Origin of the sequence: Aeromonas sobria (assembly GCF_050266975.1) — a bacterium.
Taxonomy (GTDB): Bacteria; Pseudomonadota; Gammaproteobacteria; order Enterobacterales; family Aeromonadaceae; genus Aeromonas; species Aeromonas sobria_B.
Genome location: NZ_JBKISU010000013.1, coordinates 75,768 through 95,513, shown reverse-complemented (window position 1 = coordinate 95,513; position 19,746 = coordinate 75,768). Strand labels below are relative to the sequence as shown.

Below are 19,746 nucleotides of genomic sequence, written 5' to 3'. Positions count from 1 at the left end.
AAGGTTGGAACGGAAGGGTTGACGGGACAGCGTCGAGCGCAAAGCGTCAGTGCGCCCGGCCTTCCTCGAGCTTGCGCTCATAGTCCTGGCGGACGATGGCAAGCGCCGCCAGGGCGAGCGCCGGGGCAATCTGGTTGGTTTCCAGCAGTTCAATCAGATCCACCGCGAGTTTGACCTCGGGGGGAGCAGTTTCCAGTGACATCTTGGTTTCTCACGGGGCAGAGTGGGCGTCATTATAGCGCCCCGGGCGGCGAAGACACGCCTCGGCGGCCCGGGGCTTGATGGGCTTCACATGTGCTGGCGCATCTCCTTGTCCAGCTCTTCGCGCAGGGCCATCAGCTTCTTGGCGTACTGCTGCAACTGCAGATCGCTCTCGCTCACCGGCTGCCATTGAGGTACAGGGCTCGGCTTGCCGTGCTCGTCCATGGCCACGAAGATGATGATGCAGTGGGTGGTCTTGTGGCGCGCAGGATCCGTGGGGTGGCGGCTGTAGACATCCACCGCCAGGTGCATGCTGGTGGTGCCGGTGTGGATCACCTTGGCGTGCACCTCCACCAGCTGGCCAATCTGGATGGGGCGCAAGAAGCGGATGCCCCCCACATAGACGGTGACGGCGTAGCCGCCACACCAGCCGGCGGCGCAGGCGTAGCCGGCCTGATCGATCCACTTCATCACCATGCCGCCATGGACCTTGCCACCGAAGTTGACGTCGGCGGGCTCGGCGAGAAATTGCAGGGTCAGTTCACGGGCACTCATGGTACTTCCTTATGGTGTATGGGGTGGAAAGGCGCGGGCATTGAGAGGGGCGACACAGAGCCCATCACCGTCGATAGCTCTGCCGGTAACGTTCGGCCTGCTGGCAGGCGGGGACCTGGCTGAAATCCGGGCGCTTGTTGCCCTCGCGTTGGCCGAAGCGGGCGTACTCCTGCTGGCACCTGGCGGCCTCGCCGCCCTGCTCTTCACAAGCCTCGATGCGTTGGGAGCGACCCTGGGCAATCAAGGTTTGCTGGGCATCGAGACATGCCTTGTCCAGTTCCCTCTGACGCGCCTCCCTATCTTCCAGGGCGGCCGACAGGCCCATCGAGAGGATGCAACCCAGCAACAAGATGACAATCTTCATGGTTTGTCTCCGGCAGGGGGACGGCCCCAGATGATGAGGGCTATCCCTCCCAAAATTCCCAAGGATGACAATAACAGCCGCAGCGACCAGGACTCATCCAACCAGAGCATCCCGGCCAGGGCGGCCAGCGGGGGCACCAGCAGCTGGACGCTGGCGGCCAGGGTGCGGCCGAGCTGGGGCAAGACGCCATACCAGAGCGCATAGCCGAGGGCGGAGGCCAGAGCCCCCGAGGCCAGGGCGTAGCCGATGGCGGCATGGCTGGCCTGCAACTGCCCGAGCAGTAGATAGAGCAGAGCGGCGGGCAGGCTGGCCCGCAGAAAGTGGCCGGCATTGGCGGCGATGGGATCGCCAAAGCGCGAGGCTCGCAGGGTATAGCCGGCCCAGGCGATGCCGGCCGCCACCATCAGGGCTGCCCCCAGCGGATCCGGCGCACTGAGGCCGGGCAGCAGCAATACCACCAGACCCGCCATGGCGAGCAGCAGGCCAGCCCACTGGCGTGCGGGCAGTCGCTCGCCCCGCAGCAGGGGCGGCGCCAGCATGCTGAGCTGGACAGCGGCAAACAGCAGCAGGGCCCCGGTGCCCGTGGTCAGGGTCAGGTAGGCGAACGAGAAGGCGGCGCCATAGACAATGAGGGCGAGGGCGCCACCCCAGTCCCCTTGCCGGGGGGATTGGCGCCGGGCCGAGCAGAGCAGCACCAGCACCAGAGCGCCGCTGGTCAGGCGCAGCAGGGTAAACAGGGCCGGATCCATCCGCTCCTCGAACAGGGCGAGGCGACAGAGCACGGAATTGGCGGCGAACGCCATCAGGGTCAGCAGGGTCAGCATCAGGAGGCGGGGCAGAGACATCCATTCACCTTGAGTTCAGAGGAGGCGGCACAGCATGGAATCTCATGCCAATGAGGAGGCCCCATGAAGCAGATGCTGGAGCAATTGATGGGAGCTGGCAAGGGCTGGCTCAACGACGGTGGTGACACGCGCAAGGCCCAGATGAAGGGCATGGCCCAGGGGGGATTGGCCGCCGGGGCCATGGCGCTGCTGCTTGGCAACAAGAAGATACGCAAATACGGCACCAAGGTGGCGGCGGTGGGCGGCGCGGCGGCCCTCGGCGGGCTGGCCTACAAGCTCTATCAGGACTGGCAGCAGAACCAGAGTGCGCCGGCGGCCGGCACGCCCCATCCCCTCAACGAGCTGGCGGGGGCCGAACTGGATGCCCGCGCCAACCTGCTGGTGCGCGCCATGGTGGCGGCGGCCCGGGCCGATGGCCACATCGACGCTGCCGAGCGCCAGAAGATCCAGCAGTACCTGACCGAGCAGGGCCAATCCGACGCCGCCCGCTGGATTGACGCCGAGCTGGCCCGCCCCCTGGATCCCCAGGCCCTGGCCCGGGAGGTGACCGACATGGAGCAGGCCACCGAGGTCTACCTCGCCTCCCTGCTCGCCGTCGAGGTGGATCACTTCATGGAGCGCGGCTATCTCGACGAGCTGGCCCGTGCCCTCAAGCTCGATGACAACCTCAAAGCCAGCATAGAGCGCCAGGTGGCCCAGCTGGGGGCACCGGCCTGACGGCGCTCTGCCGGCAAGATCTTCAACAAGGCCCCGCATGGGGCCTTGCTTGTTTGTGGCCATGGGTGTGATCTGGTGCCAGGAAAGGATACATTTGACCCTTTATTATGGTGTGAACGCCCCATGATGGACCTCTTCCCCGGGCCTGCTGGGCCTGATCGCCAGCCAAATGCCACACAAGGAGCCGCCATTGGAGATACGCAAGGCAACCGAGCAGGATCTCGACGCCATCGTCGAGCTGGATCGGCAGATAGGGCAGATCCATTTCGAGCAGGTCCCCGAGGTGTTCTGTCCTCCCTCTTCCCGGCAGAGACCGTTTCTGCTGGACGCCATCCAGAGCGAGGGGCGACTGTTCTGTGTCGCCGTGGTGGAGGGAGCGGTGGTGGGGTTTCTGAGCGCCCGGATCGACATCAATGAAACCGTCCCGTTTCTCACCAGTCTGCCGGTCTGCCGCATCACGACCCTGGTGGTGGATGAGCAGCACAGATCCCGGGGCATAGGCCGGGCGCTGATCGCCCACTGTGACGGCTGGGCCAAGGCCCATGATGCCTGCCAGCTCAAGCTGGAGGTCATGTCGTTCAATGACCGCGCCAGATCGCTCTACGAGTCCCTTGGCTTCAAGCGCCAGTCCGAGATCTACGCCAGATAAGGAGCTTCGCACCTGGCTGTCCCGTCCACAAGGCCCCGTCATGGGGCCTTGTCGTTGTTGGCCTATGCCTATTGATGGGGAGCGAGCTGCTGGCGAACCAGGGCCGCCAGCCGGGTGAGGGCCGCCTCGAGTTCAGGGCTCCAGGGATGGGCGCTGTTGAGGCGCAGGCAGTGGTTGTGCTGGCCCTGGCTGGAGAAGAGCGCCCCGGGGGCCAGTGAGAAACCGCTGGCCAGCGCCTGGGCGTAGAGGGCCCGGCTGTCGAGGCGCGCGTCGAATGTCAGCCAGAGGAAGTAGCCGCCGTCCGGGGTCGAGATGCGCGCCTCGGGGAAGAGGCGCAGCAGGGCCGCCCGCATCTGCTGCTGGCGCTGGGCCAGGGTGTGGCGCAGGCGGCGAAAGTGGGCATCCACCCCGCCCTGGCGCAGCATGTCGGCGAGCGCCAGCTGGCTCGGCACATTGGTCGACAGGGTCGACATCAGTTGCAGCCGCTGGATGCGCTCGGCGTGGCGCCCCGCCACCACCCAGCCGACCCGAAAGCCCGGCGCCAGGCACTTGGTCCAGGAGCCGCACAGCAGGCTGTCGCCCCGGGCGTCCCAGCGTTTGATGGGGGCGGGGCGCTCGCGGCCAAAATAGAGCTCGGCGTAGACGTCGTCCTCCACCAGGGGCACCTCATGGGCGTTGAGCAGCGCCATCAGCCCCTGCTTGTGCTCATCCGGCATGGTGTGACCGAGGGGGTGCTGGACGTTGCCCATCAGCCAGCACGCCTTGACGGGGCGCTGTGCCAGGGCCTCGGTGAGCAGGGCGAGGTCTATGCCCACCCCGGGGATCACAGGTATCTCCACCGCATTGAGTTTCAGCCGCTCTATGGTCTGCAGGGCGCCGTAGAAGGTGGGGGACTCCACCACCACCCAGTCCCCGGGCTCGGTCAGCACCTGCAAGCTGAGGGAGAGCGCCTCCATGGCCCCCGTGGTGATGATGATCTCCTGGGGATCCACCGCCAGGCCGTCGCTGGCGTAACGCTGGGCGATGGCGCGGCGCAGCGCCTCGTTGCCGGGGGGCAGATCTGCCACCGTGCTGAAGGGGTCGAGGCGGCGCATGCAGCTCGCCAGGGCCCGGCCGAGCTGGGAATGAGGGAAGAGGGCGGGATCCGCCACCGCGAGCCCCAGGGGCACCAGCTCCCGGGACTTGCTCGCCTGCAACACCTCGAACACCAGATCGTTGATGTCCACCGAGCCGCTGTAGTGGGCCTGCTGGACGGCGCTGGCGGGCAGCGGGGAGGGGGCGGCCTTGACGTAGTAGCCGGACTGGGGCCGCGCCAGGATGAGGCCGCGGCTCTCCAGCAGCTGATAGGCCTGCAGCACCGTCATGGGGCTGAGGCCATGGGTCTTGCAGCTCTGGCGGATGGAGGGGATGCGCTCCCCCGGCTGCCAGAGGCCGCTCTCTACCTGCTGTTGCAACAAGGCAGCCAGCTGACCGTAACGGGACATGGTGTGTCCTAACTGTTATAGGTGGATTTCACTATAACTGCATCTGTTATAGGTGTCATAGGGCGTGTTGTACTTGGCGGGCGAAAACCTGTCCGTTAAATGCAACATAGAGAGTCATGCATGATAAGCCTGGATGATGTGGTCAGCCTCTCCCGAATACAGTTCGGGGCGACCGCGATGTTCCACTTTCTGTTTGTGCCCCTCACCCTGGGGCTGTCCTGGATCCTGGTGATCGCCGAATCCGCCTACGTGATGACCGGCAAGGTGATCTACCAGGACATCACCCGCTTCTGGGGCAAGTTGTTTGGCATCAACTTCGTGATGGGGGTCACCACGGGGATCACCCTGGAGTTCCAGTTTGGTACCAACTGGGCCTACTACTCCCACTACGTCGGTGACATCTTCGGCACCCCGCTGGCGGTGGAGGGGCTGATGGCCTTCTTCCTCGAATCCACCCTGGTGGGTCTGTTCTTCTTCGGCTGGGACAAGCTCTCCCGCGGTCAGCACCTGCTGGTGACCATGCTGGTGGCGCTTGGCTCCAACCTCTCCGCCCTCTGGATCCTCATCGCCAACGGCTGGATGCAAAACCCGGTCGGCGCCGAGTTCAACCCCATGACGATGCGCATGGAGCTGGTGGACGTGGCGGCTGTCATCTTCAACCCGGTGGCCCAGGTCAAGTTCGTGCACACGGTGGCGGCGGGCTATGTGGCGGCCTCCCTGTTCGTGATGGGGGTGAGCAGCTGGTATCTGCTGCGCCAAATGGAGGTGCGCTTCGCCCTGCGATCCTTCGCCATCGCCTCGGGCTTTGGCCTCGCCGCCATCCTCTCTGTCATCGTGCTCGGGGACGAGTCGGGCTATCGCTCCGGGGAGGTGCAGAAGGTCAAGCTCGCCGCCATCGAGGCGGAGTGGGAGACGGAACCCGCGCCGGCCTCCTTCACCCTGTTCGGCCTGCCGGATCAGGGTGCCGAGACCACTCACGCGGCCATCAAGATCCCCTATCTGATGGGCATCATCGCCACCCGCTCCCTCGATGAGCAGGTGACAGGCCTTAAAGATCTGAAGGCGCAGCACGAGGTGCGCATTCGCAGCGGCATGTTGGCCCACGACGCCCTGGAGGCGCTGCGAGCGGATGGCAGCAATGCCGAGGCCAGGGCCACCTTCGAGCGCCACCGCGCGGATCTCGGCTACGGTCTGCTGCTGACCCCCTATGCCGCCGATATCGGCAAGGCGGACGAGGCAGCCATCGCCCGGGCGGTGGCGGACTCCATCCCCCAGGTGGCGCCGCTGTTCTGGAGTTTCCGGCTGATGGTGGGCATAGGGGGGGTGTTGCTGGCGCTCTTTGGCGCCGCCTTCCTGCAACTGTGCCGGGGCCGGCTGGTGCAATCGCCCCGACTGCTCAGGGCGCTGCTCTGGTCTATTCCGCTGCCCTGGGTCGCCATCGAGGCGGGCTGGTTCGTGGCCGAGTTCGGTCGCCAACCCTGGACCATCAGCGACGTGCTGCCGGTGTCGGCGTCCGTCTCCTTGCTACAACCGGGCCAGCTCTGGTTCAGCCTCATCGCCATCTTCCTCATCTACAGCACGTTGCTGGTGGTGGAGCTGTTCTTGTTGCGTCATGTGATCCGCAAAGGGCCCGCCAGCCTGCAGACGGGTCGCTATCAAGGTGAAGTGTTGCAAAACGGGAGTCCTGTCTGATGGATTACGAAACCCTGAAACTCGTCTGGTGGGGGCTGGTGCTCTTCCTGCTCATCGGCTTCGTGGTGATGGACGGCTTCGATCTCGGCGTGGCCATGCTGCTCCCCGTGGTGGCCAAGAGCGATGAGGAGCGGCGGGTGCTGCTCAACAGCGTGGGGCCCGTGTGGGAGGGTAACCAGGTGTGGCTCATCGCCGGTGCCGGCACCCTGTTCGCCGCCTGGCCCCTGGTCTATGCCGCCTCCTTCTCGGCGCTCTATGTGCCCTTCATGTTCCTGCTGTTCGGCCTCTTCCTGCGCCCGGTCGGTTTTGACTATCGCAGCAAGCTGCCGGACCCGCTCTGGCGCCGCTGGTGGGACAGGGCCCTGGTGACGGGGGCCCTGCTGCCGACCCTGGTGTTTGGCGCCACCATCGGCTTCTCGTTGCAAGGACTGCCGTTTCGCTTCGATACGGCCCTGCGCATCCACTACGGCGCCTTCGAGTTCAACTGGCCGCTGCTCTTCACCTGCATGGGCACGGCGCTGGCCCTGCTGATGCTGCACGGCGCCAGCTTCCTGCAGTGCAAGACTCAAGGGGTGATAGCCGAGCGCTGCGCCCGCCAGAGCCTCTGGCTCAGCCAGATGCGCGGTTACCGGATAGCCGAGATTGGGGATCTCAACGGCGCCCTCACGCCGCTGATGAAGCAAGTGACGACGGCGCCGGATGGCTGGCTTGGCAACTTCGTGGAACAGCCCTGTCTCTGGGTCGTACCGGGCCTTGGCTTGCTGCTGCCCCTGATGAGCACGCTCGCGAGTCGTCTCGGCAGGCCGCGCCTGGCCATCCTCGCCAGCGGCGGCGCCTGCGCCGCCATGATGCTGACCGTGGCCATCGCGCTCTTCCCCTTCGTGCTGCCCTCGTCCCTGGATCCGTCGAGCAGCCTGACTCTGTGGGACGGCACCTCCAGCGAGGGCACCCTGCTCATCATGCTGGGGATAGTGGCCGTGCTGATGCCCATCAACCTGGGTTACACCCTCTGGGTCTATTGGGTGGCGCGGGGCAAGATGAGTACCGAGCAGGTGCGCCAGCAGGGCCATAGCCTCTACTAACACCGGAATTGAGGAGTCTTTGATATGTGGTATTTCACCTGGATACTGGGGCTGGGGTTTGCCCTGCTGTGCGGCCTGGTCAACCTGCTCTGGCTGGAGGCGCGCTGGGCCGCGGATGAGGATCTCAAGGAGCCTTGATCCCGCCCCTGAAAACGAGAGAGGCCGACACTGGGTGTCGGCCTTTTTGTTTTTTTGCGCGGCGGATTAGATTGCCAGCGCCAGCCTGGCCTCGCGCTTCTCGCTGATATGGGTGAGGCCATAGGCCAGCAGCACTATGAGGGCCCCGATCCAGGGGGTGTGCATCAACCCCAGGTGCTCCACCACAAAACCGCCCACCACGGAGCCGAGGGCGATGCCGACGTTGAAGGCGGCGATGTTGAGGCCGGAGGCCACATCCACGGCGTTCGGGGTATGGCGCTCGGCCTGTTTCACCACCAGCACCTGCAGGCCCGGCACATTGCCAAACGCAAAGGCGCCCCACACCAGCACGGTCAGCACCGCCAGCACAGGGTGCGGCGCGGTGAAGGTGAGCATCAGCAGGATAAGTGCCAGACCGCCAAACATCAGCTTCAGCGCGGGCAGCGGGCCCATCTTGTCCGCCAGCTTGCCGCCCCAGATATTGCCGACCGCCACCGAGACCCCGTACACCAGCAGAATGAGGCTCACCGCGTTGGCACCGAAGCCGCTCACCTGTTGCAAGATGGGGGCGAGGAAGGTAAAGGCGGTGAAGGCGCCGCCGTAACCCAGGGCCGTCTTGGCGTAGACCATCAGCAGGGGCTTGTGGGTCAGCACGGCGAGTTGCTCGCGGATGGTCGAGGCTGCTCCTTTGGGCAGGTTGCTCGGGATCAGCAGCAGGCTGCCCACCATGGCGACGAGGCCCAGCAGGCTCACCACCAGGAAGGTTTCGCGCCAGCCGAACTGCTGACCAATCCAGGTGCCGAGCGGCACGCCGGTCACCAGGGCCACGGTGAGGCCGCTGAACATGATGGCGATGGCGCTCGCCGCCTTCTCCTTGGCCACCAGCCCGGTGGCTATGGTGCTGCCCACCGAGAAGAAGACCCCGTGGGCCAGGCCGGTGAGGATGCGGGCGACGATCAGGCTCTCGTAACCCGGTGCCTGCCAGGCCAGCAGGTTGCCGGCGGTGAACAGGGCAGGGCCATCAGTCCCACCAGCAGCCACTTGCGCGGCAGCTTGCCGGTGAGCGCCGTTAAGATCGGCGCGCCTATGGCCACCCCCAGGGCATAGAGGCTGACCAAGAGGCCCGCCGAGGGGAGCGAGACATCGAGCTGCTCGGCGATGGTGGGGATGAGCCCCACGATCACGAATTCGGTGGTGCCGATCGCAAAGGCACTCAGGGTGAGGGCAAATAACGCCAGTGGCATAACAACTCCTTGGATAGTGGCTCCCGTGCGTATTCCGGTGAAGTTGAACAGTGATTCCGGAATCTGTGAACACCATTTCCGGAAAGTATGCGGACAGGGATTCTTCGAGCAGAAGCTGAGCTTTGAGGGGAGGCATCTTTTCGACTCACTGAACAAGCCAGCAGCCAAGCGCAGCGCGGCAGTTGTGGATCCAAGACGTTGGAACAGGACGGTTCATCTGACATCAGAGTACGTGCACTGAGGTGTCCGGAATCGGTGTACACGCAAGCCGGAATCAGCGTTCATTTTAAACCGGAATAGGTGTTCATTTTCGACCGGAATATGCATCCCGACGGGAGAATGGCGCCAGTATGTCGATGAGCTTTGTTGACAAAAATGACGGTAACGTCAAATTACTTTTGCCAAATCAGCAGCAATGGTGCCATGGAACATGGAAGGAGGAGTGAGGAGTAAGGCGTGAGAGTGGCTGAGGCAACGGCGGCAAGAGCTGGTCGTAGCGTGCGAGGTGAGTGCAGAGACAAAGCGCACAGCAGCAATGCGTGCAGAGCGAGCCGGGACAAAGAGGTCAGGGGGGTGAGGGAAGGTAGCAGAGGTAGGGGTCAGCGGCGCGGGCGGCTGGAGCGATACTGGAGACAAAAAAAGCGGGAGGCATGGTGCCTCCCGCTGGGGTTCTCGTCGATGGTGTTGGGTTTTCTTTGCTCCCTTCTCCCCTGGTGGGAGAAGGGGTGGGGATGAGGGGGAGGTAGCTTGCCCGAGCCTGTAAATGATTCTGTGTAACTGCCCACTCCATTACACGTGACCGTTCAGGCGATCTCCGAACTCGATAATAAAGCGATTCAGGGCAAGCTTCCAATTCTGGATCGGCATGGTCCATTTCTTGGAGGCCTGCTGTATCGCAAGGTACGCCACTTTTAGCGCAGAGTCGTCGGTCGGGAAGAGCTTCCTTTGCTTGGTCGCTTTGCGCAGCACGCTGTTCAACGACTCAATGGCATTGGTGGTGTAAATCACCTTCCGGATGGCGGGGGGATAATCGAACAGCGTGATCAGATTATCCCAGTTACCCTGCCAGGAGCGCGCTATTTGCGGGTACTGGCTATCCCAGCGCTCGCCGAAGGCCGCCAGCGCCTGCTGAGCCTCACGTTCCGTCGCAGAGTGGTAGATCTGCTTCAGATCCGCCGTCACCGCCTTGTAGTCCTTCCAGGAGACATAGCGCAACGAGTTGCGCACCATGTGGACGATACACAGTTGAACCTTGGTCTGGGGATACTCCACTGCAATCGCATCAGGGAAGCCCTTGAGACCGTCCACACACGCAATCAGGATGTCTTCCAAGCCGCGATTCTTCAGCTCGGTCAGGACCGATAGCCAGAACTTTGCCCCTTCGGTCTCGGCCAGCCACAGGCCCAACAGCTCCTTGTGGCCCTCCATATTGATGCCCAGTGCCAGATAGAGCGACTTGTTAATCACCCGCTGGTTCGCGCGGATCTTCAGCACAATGCAGTCCAGATAGACGATGGGATAGAGCGGATCCAGCGGCCGGTTTTGCCATTCGTGGACCTGCTCGATGACACGTTCGGTCACCTTCGATACCAGCCCCGCCGAGATGTCGGCGTCATACATCTCTTTGAACGCGTCCACGATATCCCGGGTGCTCAAGCCCTTGGCGTAGAGGGCGAGGATCTGGTCGTCCATCTGGGTCAGGCGGGACTGGCCCTTGCGGACAAACTGAGGCTCGAAGGAGCTGTTGCGGTCATGAGGCGCCTGGATGGTGACCTCTCCGTGCTGCCCTTTGAGGCGTTTGGTGGAATAGCCATTGCGATTATTGCCGGTGCCACGGCCTTGTGGGGCGTGTTTCTCGTAGCCCAGATGCTCGTCCATTTCGGCATTGAGCGCGGTCTCAACAGTGAGCTTGATCAGCTGTTGGGTGAGGGTGCCGAGATCTTTTTCAGACTTGATGTCTTTGGCCAGCTCAGCAGCCAGAGCTTTGAGTGTGTCTTGGTCCATTTGCTTACCCACGAAGGTATCCTTTTGAAAAAGTTACTTATTCGTGGGCGGTTACACAATTGGATTTACAGGCTCTAGCCCGTGGTTGCAATAGGCTAGTGAGGGTTGCCGGTATCCGCCGCCGCAGCGAGAGATACAATGCGTCCTCTCCCGTTTAATCCCACTTTGGTGCAAAATCCGGGTTGGCGCAGCGCTCCCCTCGATCCAGGGTGGCAATCTGTGCCATCTCCTCGGGGCTGAGTTGTACCTTGAGGGCGGCCAGGTTGGCGGCGAGATTCTCCCGCTTGGTGGAGCTCGGGATCACCGTCATGCCCTGGGCCAGCAGCCAGGCGAGCGACACCTGGGCCGCCGAGACGCCGTGGCGCTTGCCTATCTCCATCAGGAGCGGCTCGGCGAGCACCTTGCCATAGGCGAGCGGCATATAGGCGGTGATGGCGATGCCGTGATCCTGGCAGAACTCCACCACCTTGCGGTTTTGCAGCAGGGGGTGGATCTCCACCTGCTGGTGGGCGATGGCGCCCGGTCCCAGGATCTCGACGGCCTGTTTAAGCTGGGCCACGGTGAAGTTGGAGACCCCGATCTCCCGGGTCAGACCCCGGGCTTTGGCCTCGGCCAGCTGCTCCAGATAGACCGCCATCGGCACCTCATCCTTGGGGGAGGGCCAGTGAATGAGGGCCAGATCCAGATAGTCGGTGCCCAGTTTCTCCAGGCTCAGCTCCAGGCTCGGGATCACCTTGCCCGGCCCGAACTCGCTGGTCCACACCTTGGTGGTCAGGTAGATATCCTGGCGGGGCACGCCGCTTTCGCTCATCAGCTGGCCCACTTCGGCCTCGTTGTCATAGATCTGGGCGGTATCGATATGGCGATAGCCGAGATCCAGACCCTGCAGCAGGGAGTCGCGCAGGGGCTGATCTTTCAGGCGGAAGGTACCAAGACCCAGGTTGGGCATCTTCATCGTTCAATTCCTCAGGTTAATGTTTTTACACTCAATGCTTTGTCTGTTCGCCGGGCCTGCGGTGCAGACCCGGATGGCAAGGGCGCCGTCGACCTCAGACCCTCTGGTAGCGGCGTACCAGGCTGCTGGCAAACCACGCCTGGGTATCGGCCACGAAGGCGAGAAAATGGGGCTGCTGCTGGTGGGCACTGAGGGCGGCCTGGCTCTCCCACTCCTCGTGCAGCATCCAGCCGTGGGGGCTCTCCAGGCTCTGGTGCAGCTCATAGCGCAGGCACCCCGGCTCTTGCAGGGTAGCGGCAATCAGCGGGTTCAAGGCGGCGCGAAACCGGTCAGCATACTCGGGTTTGGCGTCAAGCTGGGCAATCACGATCAGGGGGGATGGCATCTGGGCCTCCTTGCAATATCGAAGGCCAGTATGCCCGCCGCAGACTGGGGGATACAGGGCAGCAGTTGCAAAACACCATTGAGGTGAGTGCAGCAATGTGACCTCCCCATGGCTGGTCGTGGAGCAGGCAGGCCAGGGGGAGGGCGGGATATGATCAGGCGCTGGCCGGTTCCGACCAGACCGCAAATTCATTGCCGCTGGGTTCCATAAAGTGAAAGCGGCGGCCGCCCGGAAAATCGAACAGGGGGCGCACTATGGTGCCGCCGTGCTGGCTCACCTTGGCCTGGGTGGCCTCGATATCGGCGCTGTAGAACACCAGCAGGGCCCCGCCCTGGGCCGTGTGGCTGTAGAGATCCGCGCGATAGAAGCCGCCATCCAGTCCTTCCCCTTCGAAGGCGCAGTAGTCGGGGCCATAATCGGCGAACTGCCAACCAAAGGCGGCAGTGAAGAAGGCCTGGGTGGCGGCGAGATCCCTGGCCGCAAATTCCACATAGTTCAGTTTTTCATGGGCCCTGGTCATTAGGGTCTCCTTGTTGATGATGATGGCGATTGTCAGCGTTTTTGCGTGCTGCTCGTGGAGTGGGGCAAGGCGTCCCAGGGGGTCAGCCTGAGCTGCTTGCGGCGAAACCAGAGCCATGTCGCCATTAGCAGACCAACCCCTATGCCGAACAGGGCGCTCTGGCGCAGGGCGAATGCCGGACTCACCTCATCTTGCCAGCCGAGGTACCACATCAACATCCCCCAGATGGCACCTGTCGGCAGACCAAAGGCAAGCAGGTTGACCAGAAAGCGTTCATGGTGGGGCGGTCTGAGTCGCAGGCCCAGCCTGCGCAGCAGTCTGAGCAAGGGGGGATTGTAGTTGGCGTGCCACACGCCTTTGCTTTCCAGCTCCTGGTGGGCTGCCGTCAACCGCTCTTCGAAGTTCATGATGTTCATCCTTGCGATGGTTTGGCGCCATACGGTGCCTCCTGGCCGGCATTGTATCGACAAGGGGGGTTGGGAGTTTGAGCTGGTCATCACATTAATTATCTGTGCAAATAAAGAGTTTGGCCCCTTGCCGTTCTTGTCAATCCAGGGCCATTGCATCTATAAAGGCCCAATACTCTTGCCTGGATGACAACAATGAAGACCCATTCCGATGAACTGACCCTGTTCGTGGCCGTGGTGGAGGCGGGCAGTTTTCGCCAGGCGGCGGAGAATCTCGGCATGGACAATTCGGTGGTGAGCCGCGGCATCAAGCGCCTCGAAGAGAAACTCGCCACCCTGCTGCTCAACCGCACTACGAGGCGGGTCAGCCTGACCGAGGAGGGGCGCTGGTTCTATCAGCGGGCGGTGAAGGTGCTGACCGAGATGAGCGAGGCGGAGAGCCATCTGCTGATGCGCCGGGAACAACCCGAAGGGATTCTGAGGGTCGATGCCGCCACCCCCTTCATCCTGCACCGGCTGGTGCCCATCATCGGCGAGTTTCGCCGCCGTTATCCGGGGATCGAGCTGCAACTGCACAGCTCCGAGGGCTTCATCAACCTGATGGAGCGGCGGGTGGACATGGCCATTCGCATCGGCGAGCTGACCGATTCCTCCCTGCGCGCCCTGCCCCTTGGCCGATCCAAGCTGCGGCTGCTCGCGTCCCCCGCCTATCTGGCGGCGCGCGGCACCCCGCGCCAGCCCGCTGACTTGCTGGCGGGCCACGAGCTGCTCGGCTTCTTGCATCCCGAGAGCCTCAACCACTGGCCCCTGCTCAGCACGGAGCAGGGGGACCGATTCGCCATCACCCCGACCCTGAGGGCCAGCAGCGGCGAGACCTTGCGCCAGCTGGCGCTGGGAGGGCAGGGGATCGTCTGCCTGTCGGACTTCATGACCGGGGAGGACAGGGCGAGCGGCGCTCTGGTGGAGGTGCTGGCCCGCAGCAACAGCGGCGCTTCGCGTCCCATTCACGGGGTCTTCTACTCCGATGCCCAGCGGGACATCCGGCTGCGGGTCTGGCTCGATTTTCTGAAAGAGCAGCTCGGGCCGCAATCGCTCTGAGGGGCCGCCATTGCCCCACGCCAGAAAAGAAACAGGCCGACATTGCTGTCGGCCTGTTGATTACTACCCCTCTTTCTTTTTCTTTGTATGCACTTTTTATGATTTTGCGGCTGCGCCAGGGGGCTGGGTGGTGTCAGGCCCGCCCTGGCGGCAGGCTGGCCAGTGGCGTGCGCGGGCGGCGCCACTTGCCTTGAACCTTACTCCTCTTCTGCCCAGCGCAGGGAGCGCTGCACGGCCTTCTGCCAACCGCCATAGAGGCGATCGCGGCAGGCGCTGTCCATCTGGGGGGTGAACTCGCGGTCCACGCTGAACTTGTCCTTGAGCTCGTCGGCGCTCTTCCAGAAGCCGACGGCTAGACCGGCCAGGAAGGCGGCGCCCATGGCGGTGGTCTCGATGCGGGTCGGACGTATCACAGGGGTGCGCATCATGTCGGACTGGAACTGCATCAGGAAGTCGTTGGCGACGGCGCCACCGTCCACCTTGAGCGCCGCCAGCTTGATGCCGGAGTCCTGCTGCATGGCATCCAGCACGTCACGGCTCTGGTAGGCGATGGATTCCAGCGCCGCGCGGATCACGTGGTTGCGGTTGGTGCCACGGGTCAGGCCGACCATGGTGCCGCGAGCGTAGGGATCCCAGTAGGGGGCGCCCAGGCCGACGAAGGCCGGTACCAGGTAGACGCCATTGGTGTCCCCCACCTTGGTGGCGAAGTAGTCGGTGTCGCGGGCATCGTGAATGAGCTTCATCTCGTCGCGCAGCCACTGCACAGTGGCGCCGCCCATGAAGACGGCCCCTTCCAGGGCGTAGTTGACGTCACCCTTGGGACCGACCGCGATGGTGGTCAGCAGGCCGTTGCTGGAGCGAACCGGCTCGGTGCCTGTGTTCATCAGCAGGAAGCAGCCGGTGCCATAGGTGTTCTTGGCCATGCCCTTCTCGAAGCAGAGCTGGCCGAACAGGGCCGCCTGCTGGTCACCGGCGATGCCGGCGATGGGGATGCGGGCACCGCCGCCACGGGTGGTGTAGCCATAGACCTCGGAGGAGGGCTTCACTTCGGGGAGCATGGAGGCGGGGATGCCCAGCTCGTCGAGCATGCGCTGATCCCACTTCAGATCGCGGATGTTGTAGAGCATGGTGCGCGACGCGTTGGTCGGATCGGTGACATGCACCTCGCCGTTGGTCATCTTCCACAGCAACCAGGTGTCGACGGTACCAAACAGCAGTTCGCCGTTCATTGCCTGCTCCCGGGCCCCTTCCACGTTGTCCAGGATCCACTTCACCTTGGTGCCGGAGAAGTAGGCATCGACCACCAGGCCGGTGTTTTCGCGCACGTACTCTTCCAGGCCGCGGGCCTTGAGCTCTTCGCAGATGGCGGCGGTGCGGCGGCACTGCCAGACGATGGCGTTGTAGATGGGCTTGCCGGTGGCCTTCTCCCACACCACTGTGGTTTCACGCTGGTTGGTGATGCCGATGGCGGCGATCTGGTCGCTGTGCAGGCCGCTCTTGGCCAGCACCTCGGTGAACACGGAGGACTGGGTCGCCCAGATCTCCATGGGGTCGTGCTCGACCCAGCCCGCTTTCGGGTAGTGCTGGGTGAACTCGCGCTGGGAGACCGCCACTATGTTGGCATCCTGATCGAAGACGATGGCGCGGGAAGAGGTGGTGCCTTGGTCCAGGGCGACGACGTATTTTTGTTGTTCAGTAGACATGATGTTCTCCAGGTTCTTATTTTCCACGTAAGGGACCGCTCTTAGGCGGCGGCCTCTTCTTTGTTAGACAGCTTGGCGGCGTCTTCGGTCGCGACACGGTTGCCCGGCACGCAGGGCGCCAGCACTTTCACATAGAGAGCGGTACCCAGCTGGGCGCCGACGATGGGACCGAGGATGGGGACCCAGAAGTAGGGATTGTCGCGGCCGCCGGTCAGGGCCATGTCGCCCCAGCCCGCGAAGAAGGCGAACAGTTTGGGACCAAAATCACGGGCCGGGTTCATGGCAAAGCCGGTCAAGGGGCCGAGGGAGGCGCCGATCACCGCGATCAGGATGCCGATCAGCAGGGCGGCGGCGAAGCCTTTGGGGCCGCCATTGTTCGCATCCCCCAGAGCCATGATGCCCAGCATCAGCACGGCGGTGATCACCAGCTCGACCGCGAACGCCTGCATGTTGGAGAGCAGGGCATTGGGGTAGGTGGAGAAGATGCCGGCGGTGCCGAGGCTCTCCACGCTGCCGCGCACCACGCCATGGGTCAGCTCCCACTGGGTGAACAGGTTGCCATAGAGGAAGTAGACCAGGGCGGCGGAGGCGAAGGCGCCCGCTATCTGGGCGATGATGAAGGGCACCACCTTGCGTTTGTCGAAGCCGCAGAAGGTCATCAGCGCAAGGGTCACCGCCGGGTTCAGGTGAGCGCCTGAGATGCCGCCGGTCACGTAGATGGCGATGGCCACCCCCATGCCCCAGGTGATGGAGATTTCCCACTGGCCGAAGTTGGCGCCGGCCAGTACCAGGGCCGCCACGCAACCGACGCCGAAGAAGATCAGCAGGCCGGTGCCGATAAACTCGGCGAGGCACTCGCCGAGCAGGGTATTGGGTCTTCGTATGCTCATACCGTTAGATTCCTTTTTATCCACCCACAGACAGGTTTTGGTGTTCCATGTTTTCAGTCCAGTTGGTCTCGACACCGTACTTGTTGTTTTTTGAACCTGCGCAAACGTTATGCTCGTTTATGCTCGTTGTCGGACGAAAAAGAAAATAAACCTTTCTCATCTGTTCGCCACACCCCTCTGTTGGGAAATGTGGACAAGATCCCATTCATTGCTAAGAAAATGTGACGAAAGACGGTGTTGGCAAAGTGGTTTACCCCTTAGTGGTTAGCCTGTGAACCGCGCCATTGCCGCCTGTCGCCCCGATGGCTGTCTGCTCATTCGTGCGCATCAACTGTAATAAAACTGTAATATTTTCGGTTTCATCACAGATTGAATGTTCCCAAATGCGCATAATAGGCTCGCTTACGAATCAGGTTGCTCTGATCGTGCATCCTGCACCGGATAACTTCCTCAACCATAACAACAAGACAAGGACACCAAGATGCTCAGTTTGTTCAGGCCCGCGCCCCACATAGAGCGGCTGCCGGCCGACAAGGTGGATCCCTTCTACAAGCGCATGCGCTGGCAGATGTTCTTCGGGATCTTCCTCGGCTACGCCGGTTACTACCTGGTTCGCAAGAACTTCAGTCTGGCCATGCCCTATCTGGTGGAGCAGGGCTTCTCCCGTGGCGATCTGGGTCTGGCCCTGTCCGGGGTCTCCATCGCCTATGGCCTCTCCAAGTTCCTGATGGGCAACGTCTCCGACCGATCCAATGCCCGTTACTTCCTCTCCGCCGGTCTGCTGCTCTCGGCCGGCATCATGTTCATGATGGGCACCATGCACTGGGCCACCTCCAGCATCGCCATCATGTTCGTGCTGCTGTTCCTGAACGGCTGGGTGCAGGGCATGGGCTGGCCCCCCTGCGGTCGCACCATGGTGCACTGGTGGTCACAGAAGGAACGGGGCGAGATAGTCTCGGTCTGGAACGTGGCCCACAACGTGGGTGGCGGCATGATAGGCCCGCTGTTCATCCTCGGCATGGGGTGGTTCAACGACTGGCGCAGCGCCTTCTATGTGCCGGCGGCCGCCGCGGCCGCCATCGCGGTGATCGTCTTCTTCGTGATGCGCGATACCCCGCAATCGGTCGGCCTGCCGCCCATCGAGGAGTACAAGGACGATTACCCCAAGGATTACAACGAGAGCCACGAGCAGGAGTTCTCCGCCAAGGAGATCTTCATGAAGTACGTGTTTCGCAACAAATTGTTGTGGTATATCGCCATCGCCAACGCCTTCGTCTACCTCATTCGCTACGGCGTGCTGGACTGGGCCCCGACCTACCTGAAGGAGGCCAAGGACTTCAGCGTGGATCACTCCTCCTGGGCCTACTTCCTCTATGAGTGGGCGGGCATCCCGGGCACCCTGCTGTGCGGCTGGATCTCGGACAAGCTGTTCCAGGGCCGCCGCGCCCCGGCCGGCATCCTGTTCATGGTGCTGGTGACCCTCTCCGTGCTGGTCTACTGGTTCAACCCGGCGGGCAACCCGACCGTGGACATGATGGCACTGATCGCCATCGGCTTCCTCATCTACGGCCCCGTCATGCTGATCGGTCTCTACGCCCTTGAGCTGGCTCCCAAGAAGGCGGCCGGTACCGCGGCAGGCTTCACCGGGCTGTTCGGTTACCTGGGGGGCGCCGTGGCGGCCAACGCCATGCTGGGCTACACGGTCGACCACTTCGGCTGGGACGGCGGCTTCCTGGTGCTGACCATCTCCTGCGTGCTCTCCATCGTGCTGCTGGCCATGACCCTCAAGCACGAAAACATCGCAGTGGCAGCCAAGGCGGCCGCCAATAAGGCATAAAACGTGATCCTGACCTTATTGATCCCAAAGGGGATAAGGTAAACTCCGAAAGGCCCCGCATCTGCCGGGGCCTTTTTTTGTTTCATCATCGGAGTACACACGTGAAGCAAACCCAACGACATCTGGAGATATTGGACGTCCTGACGCGGCAGGGATTTGTCTCGACGGAAGATCTGGTGAGTCATTTCGACGTCAGCCCCCAGACCATTCGCCGGGATCTGAACGATCTCGCCGAGCAGAACAAGATCCGGCGCCATCATGGCGGTGCCTCCCTGCATTCGAGTACCGTCAATACCGCCTACAGCGCCCGCAAGGTGATGCAGCTCAAGGAGAAGGAGCGCATCGCCCGGGAAGTGGCCGCCAACATTCCCGACGGCTCGTCGCTGTTCATCGACATCGGCACTACCACCGAGGCCATCGCCCGGGCCCTGCTGGATCACAGGGAGCTGCGCATTGTCACCAACAACCTCAACGTGGCCAGCATTCTCACCGCCAAGGATGACTTCACCGTCATCATCGCCGGCGGCGAAATTCGCAACCGGGATGGCGGCATCGTCGGCGAGGCGACCCGCGACTTCATCGGCCAGTTTCGCATGGACTATGGCGTCATCGGCATTTCCGGCATCGATGGCGACGGTTCCCTGCTCGATTTCGATTACCACGAGGTGAAGATTGCCCAGGCCATCATCGCCCACTCCCGCCAGGTATTTCTGGCCGCCGACCACACCAAGTTCGGCCGCAACGCCATGGTCAACCTGGGCCACCTCAATCAGGTCCACGCCCTGTTCACCGACCAGTCCCCCCCCGAGAAGCTGATGCGCATCATGGCTCAGCACCAGATCGAGTGCCATATCTGCTGATGACGCCGGCGTCCTCCTCTTGCTGACGCCAGGCTGACCCCCCTCGGTTTCCCTTTGGCCGCCCCGCGGCGGCCTGACGCTTGCGCCTCTCGCGCCACCTTCATCACGTCCCGATC

General features: G+C 62.9%; 20 protein-coding genes and 1 pseudogene. 8 read left to right on the top strand and 13 right to left on the bottom strand.

Annotation, left to right across the window (positions count from 1 at the left end):
- Positions 1-46 precede the first annotated feature (46 nt).
- The 4 genes from rsmS to ACLHZ1_RS09550 form a co-directional block, all read right to left on the bottom strand.
- Positions 47-202 (bottom strand): pleiotropic regulatory protein RsmS, encoded by a 156-nt coding sequence (rsmS, locus tag ACLHZ1_RS09565; protein ID WP_408796879.1) that lies wholly within the window; start codon positions 200-202, stop codon positions 47-49.
- Positions 203-288: 86 nt separating this feature from the next.
- Entirely contained in the window at positions 289-756 is a 468-nt protein-coding gene (locus tag ACLHZ1_RS09560; protein WP_427261890.1) for an acyl-CoA thioesterase, read from the bottom strand.
- A 64-nt stretch (positions 757-820) separates the two neighbouring features.
- A complete protein-coding gene (locus ACLHZ1_RS09555) occupies positions 821-1,120 on the bottom strand; it encodes a hypothetical protein (RefSeq protein ID WP_427261889.1) in 300 nt (99 codons plus the stop codon).
- Positions 1,117-1,965, bottom strand: a complete 849-nt coding sequence (locus ACLHZ1_RS09550; RefSeq protein ID WP_427261888.1) for an EamA family transporter — start codon at positions 1,963-1,965, stop codon at positions 1,117-1,119. The genes ACLHZ1_RS09555 and ACLHZ1_RS09550 overlap by 4 nt, the downstream gene beginning before the upstream one ends.
- Positions 1,966-2,028: 63 nt before the next feature.
- Here ACLHZ1_RS09550 and ACLHZ1_RS09545 point away from each other — a divergent pair, with 63 nt between their 5' ends.
- Both ACLHZ1_RS09545 and ACLHZ1_RS09540 read left to right on the top strand, forming a co-directional pair.
- Positions 2,029-2,682 carry a tellurite resistance TerB family protein gene (locus tag ACLHZ1_RS09545; protein WP_427261887.1) on the top strand — a complete coding sequence of 218 codons (654 nt, stop codon included), beginning with the start codon at positions 2,029-2,031 and terminating at the stop codon, positions 2,680-2,682.
- Positions 2,683-2,872: 190 nt separating this feature from the next.
- Positions 2,873-3,331: a GNAT family N-acetyltransferase gene (locus tag ACLHZ1_RS09540; protein ID WP_427261886.1), complete on the top strand. Its 459-nt coding sequence runs from the start codon at positions 2,873-2,875 to the stop codon at positions 3,329-3,331.
- A 68-nt stretch (positions 3,332-3,399) separates the two neighbouring features.
- Here the strand turns inward: ACLHZ1_RS09540 and ACLHZ1_RS09535 are convergent, their stop codons facing one another.
- The gene (locus ACLHZ1_RS09535; protein WP_427261885.1) at positions 3,400-4,815 is read right to left on the bottom strand and encodes a PLP-dependent aminotransferase family protein; all 1,416 of its coding nucleotides are present in this window, start codon (positions 4,813-4,815) and stop codon (positions 3,400-3,402) included.
- 120 nt (positions 4,816-4,935) lie between these two features.
- Here ACLHZ1_RS09535 and ACLHZ1_RS09530 point away from each other — a divergent pair, with 120 nt between their 5' ends.
- From ACLHZ1_RS09530 to cydX, 3 genes are read left to right on the top strand one after another with little or no spacing between them, the layout of a single operon-like run.
- Entirely contained in the window at positions 4,936-6,507 is a 1,572-nt protein-coding gene (locus ACLHZ1_RS09530) for a cytochrome ubiquinol oxidase subunit I (protein ID WP_427261884.1), read from the top strand.
- On the top strand, positions 6,507-7,589 hold the full coding sequence (gene cydB, locus ACLHZ1_RS09525; protein WP_427261883.1) for a cytochrome d ubiquinol oxidase subunit II: 1,083 nt from the start codon (positions 6,507-6,509) through the stop codon (positions 7,587-7,589). Before ACLHZ1_RS09530 ends, cydB begins: the two co-directional genes overlap by 1 nt.
- Positions 7,590-7,613: 24 nt before the next feature.
- Complete coding sequence (cydX, locus tag ACLHZ1_RS09520) at positions 7,614-7,727, top strand: cytochrome bd-I oxidase subunit CydX (protein ID WP_025326454.1); 114 nt, start codon at positions 7,614-7,616, stop codon at positions 7,725-7,727.
- A gap of 66 nt (positions 7,728-7,793) precedes the next feature.
- Here the strand turns inward: cydX and ACLHZ1_RS09515 are convergent.
- The 6 genes and pseudogenes from ACLHZ1_RS09515 to ACLHZ1_RS09490 all read right to left on the bottom strand — a co-directional run bounded on the left by ACLHZ1_RS09515 (position 7,794) and on the right by ACLHZ1_RS09490 (position 13,242).
- Positions 7,794-8,971 (bottom strand): annotated as a pseudogene (locus ACLHZ1_RS09515) (MFS transporter).
- Between the two features lie 789 nt (positions 8,972-9,760).
- Positions 9,761-10,975: an IS256 family transposase gene (locus ACLHZ1_RS09510; RefSeq protein ID WP_427261907.1), complete on the bottom strand. Its 1,215-nt coding sequence runs from the start codon at positions 10,973-10,975 to the stop codon at positions 9,761-9,763.
- Positions 10,976-11,129: 154 nt separating this feature from the next.
- On the bottom strand, positions 11,130-11,930 hold the full coding sequence (gene dkgB / locus ACLHZ1_RS09505; protein ID WP_427261882.1) for a 2,5-didehydrogluconate reductase DkgB: 801 nt from the start codon (positions 11,928-11,930) through the stop codon (positions 11,130-11,132).
- Positions 11,931-12,024: 94 nt separating this feature from the next.
- Entirely contained in the window at positions 12,025-12,315 is a 291-nt protein-coding gene (locus ACLHZ1_RS09500; protein ID WP_408796890.1) for a putative quinol monooxygenase, read from the bottom strand.
- 154 nt (positions 12,316-12,469) lie between these two features.
- Positions 12,470-12,835: a VOC family protein gene (locus ACLHZ1_RS09495; RefSeq protein WP_427261881.1), complete on the bottom strand. Its 366-nt coding sequence runs from the start codon at positions 12,833-12,835 to the stop codon at positions 12,470-12,472.
- A 32-nt stretch (positions 12,836-12,867) separates the two neighbouring features.
- Positions 12,868-13,242: a DUF6404 family protein gene (locus tag ACLHZ1_RS09490; RefSeq protein ID WP_427261880.1), complete on the bottom strand. Its 375-nt coding sequence runs from the start codon at positions 13,240-13,242 to the stop codon at positions 12,868-12,870.
- Between the two features lie 195 nt (positions 13,243-13,437).
- Here ACLHZ1_RS09490 and ACLHZ1_RS09485 point away from each other — a divergent pair, with 195 nt between their 5' ends.
- Complete coding sequence (locus tag ACLHZ1_RS09485) at positions 13,438-14,340, top strand: LysR substrate-binding domain-containing protein (protein ID WP_427261879.1); 903 nt, start codon at positions 13,438-13,440, stop codon at positions 14,338-14,340.
- Positions 14,341-14,537: 197 nt separating this feature from the next.
- On the opposite strand, the gene glpK is transcribed toward ACLHZ1_RS09485, so the two are convergent.
- Together glpK and ACLHZ1_RS09475 are read right to left on the bottom strand one after the other, a co-directional pair.
- A complete protein-coding gene (gene glpK / locus ACLHZ1_RS09480; protein WP_408796895.1) occupies positions 14,538-16,043 on the bottom strand; it encodes a glycerol kinase GlpK in 1,506 nt (501 codons plus the stop codon).
- 41 nt (positions 16,044-16,084) lie between these two features.
- Complete coding sequence (locus tag ACLHZ1_RS09475; RefSeq protein ID WP_427261878.1) at positions 16,085-16,933, bottom strand: MIP/aquaporin family protein; 849 nt, start codon at positions 16,931-16,933, stop codon at positions 16,085-16,087.
- 481 nt (positions 16,934-17,414) lie between these two features.
- Here ACLHZ1_RS09475 and glpT point away from each other — a divergent pair, with 481 nt between their 5' ends.
- Positions 17,415-18,770, top strand: a complete 1,356-nt coding sequence (glpT, locus tag ACLHZ1_RS09470) for a glycerol-3-phosphate transporter (RefSeq protein WP_427261877.1) — start codon at positions 17,415-17,417, stop codon at positions 18,768-18,770.
- A gap of 101 nt (positions 18,771-18,871) precedes the next feature.
- Entirely contained in the window at positions 18,872-19,630 is a 759-nt protein-coding gene (locus tag ACLHZ1_RS09465; RefSeq protein ID WP_427261876.1) for a DeoR/GlpR family transcriptional regulator, read from the top strand.
- The last annotated feature ends 116 nt before the right edge of the window (positions 19,631-19,746 follow it).

Coding starts and splice junctions, on each gene's coding strand:
- ACLHZ1_RS09490 (WP_427261880.1), bottom strand. CDS start 13,242: ATGAACTTCGAAGAGCGGTTGACGGCAGCCCACCAGGAGCTGGAAAGC.
- cydB (WP_427261883.1), top strand. CDS start 6,507: ATGGATTACGAAACCCTGAAACTCGTCTGGTGGGGGCTGGTGCTCTTC.
- ACLHZ1_RS09530 (WP_427261884.1), top strand. CDS start 4,936: ATGATAAGCCTGGATGATGTGGTCAGCCTCTCCCGAATACAGTTCGGG.
- ACLHZ1_RS09485 (WP_427261879.1), top strand. CDS start 13,438: ATGAAGACCCATTCCGATGAACTGACCCTGTTCGTGGCCGTGGTGGAG.
- ACLHZ1_RS09550 (WP_427261888.1), bottom strand. CDS start 1,965: ATGTCTCTGCCCCGCCTCCTGATGCTGACCCTGCTGACCCTGATGGCG.
- dkgB (WP_427261882.1), bottom strand. CDS start 11,930: ATGAAGATGCCCAACCTGGGTCTTGGTACCTTCCGCCTGAAAGATCAG.
- rsmS (WP_408796879.1), bottom strand. CDS start 202: ATGTCACTGGAAACTGCTCCCCCCGAGGTCAAACTCGCGGTGGATCTG.
- ACLHZ1_RS09500 (WP_408796890.1), bottom strand. CDS start 12,315: ATGCCATCCCCCCTGATCGTGATTGCCCAGCTTGACGCCAAACCCGAG.
- cydX (WP_025326454.1), top strand. CDS start 7,614: ATGTGGTATTTCACCTGGATACTGGGGCTGGGGTTTGCCCTGCTGTGC.
- ACLHZ1_RS09535 (WP_427261885.1), bottom strand. CDS start 4,815: ATGTCCCGTTACGGTCAGCTGGCTGCCTTGTTGCAACAGCAGGTAGAG.
- ACLHZ1_RS09555 (WP_427261889.1), bottom strand. CDS start 1,120: ATGAAGATTGTCATCTTGTTGCTGGGTTGCATCCTCTCGATGGGCCTG.
- glpT (WP_427261877.1), top strand. CDS start 17,415: ATGCTCAGTTTGTTCAGGCCCGCGCCCCACATAGAGCGGCTGCCGGCC.
- ACLHZ1_RS09510 (WP_427261907.1), bottom strand. CDS start 10,975: ATGGACCAAGACACACTCAAAGCTCTGGCTGCTGAGCTGGCCAAAGAC.
- ACLHZ1_RS09545 (WP_427261887.1), top strand. CDS start 2,029: ATGAAGCAGATGCTGGAGCAATTGATGGGAGCTGGCAAGGGCTGGCTC.
- ACLHZ1_RS09475 (WP_427261878.1), bottom strand. CDS start 16,933: ATGAGCATACGAAGACCCAATACCCTGCTCGGCGAGTGCCTCGCCGAG.
- glpK (WP_408796895.1), bottom strand. CDS start 16,043: ATGTCTACTGAACAACAAAAATACGTCGTCGCCCTGGACCAAGGCACC.
- ACLHZ1_RS09495 (WP_427261881.1), bottom strand. CDS start 12,835: ATGACCAGGGCCCATGAAAAACTGAACTATGTGGAATTTGCGGCCAGG.
- ACLHZ1_RS09560 (WP_427261890.1), bottom strand. CDS start 756: ATGAGTGCCCGTGAACTGACCCTGCAATTTCTCGCCGAGCCCGCCGAC.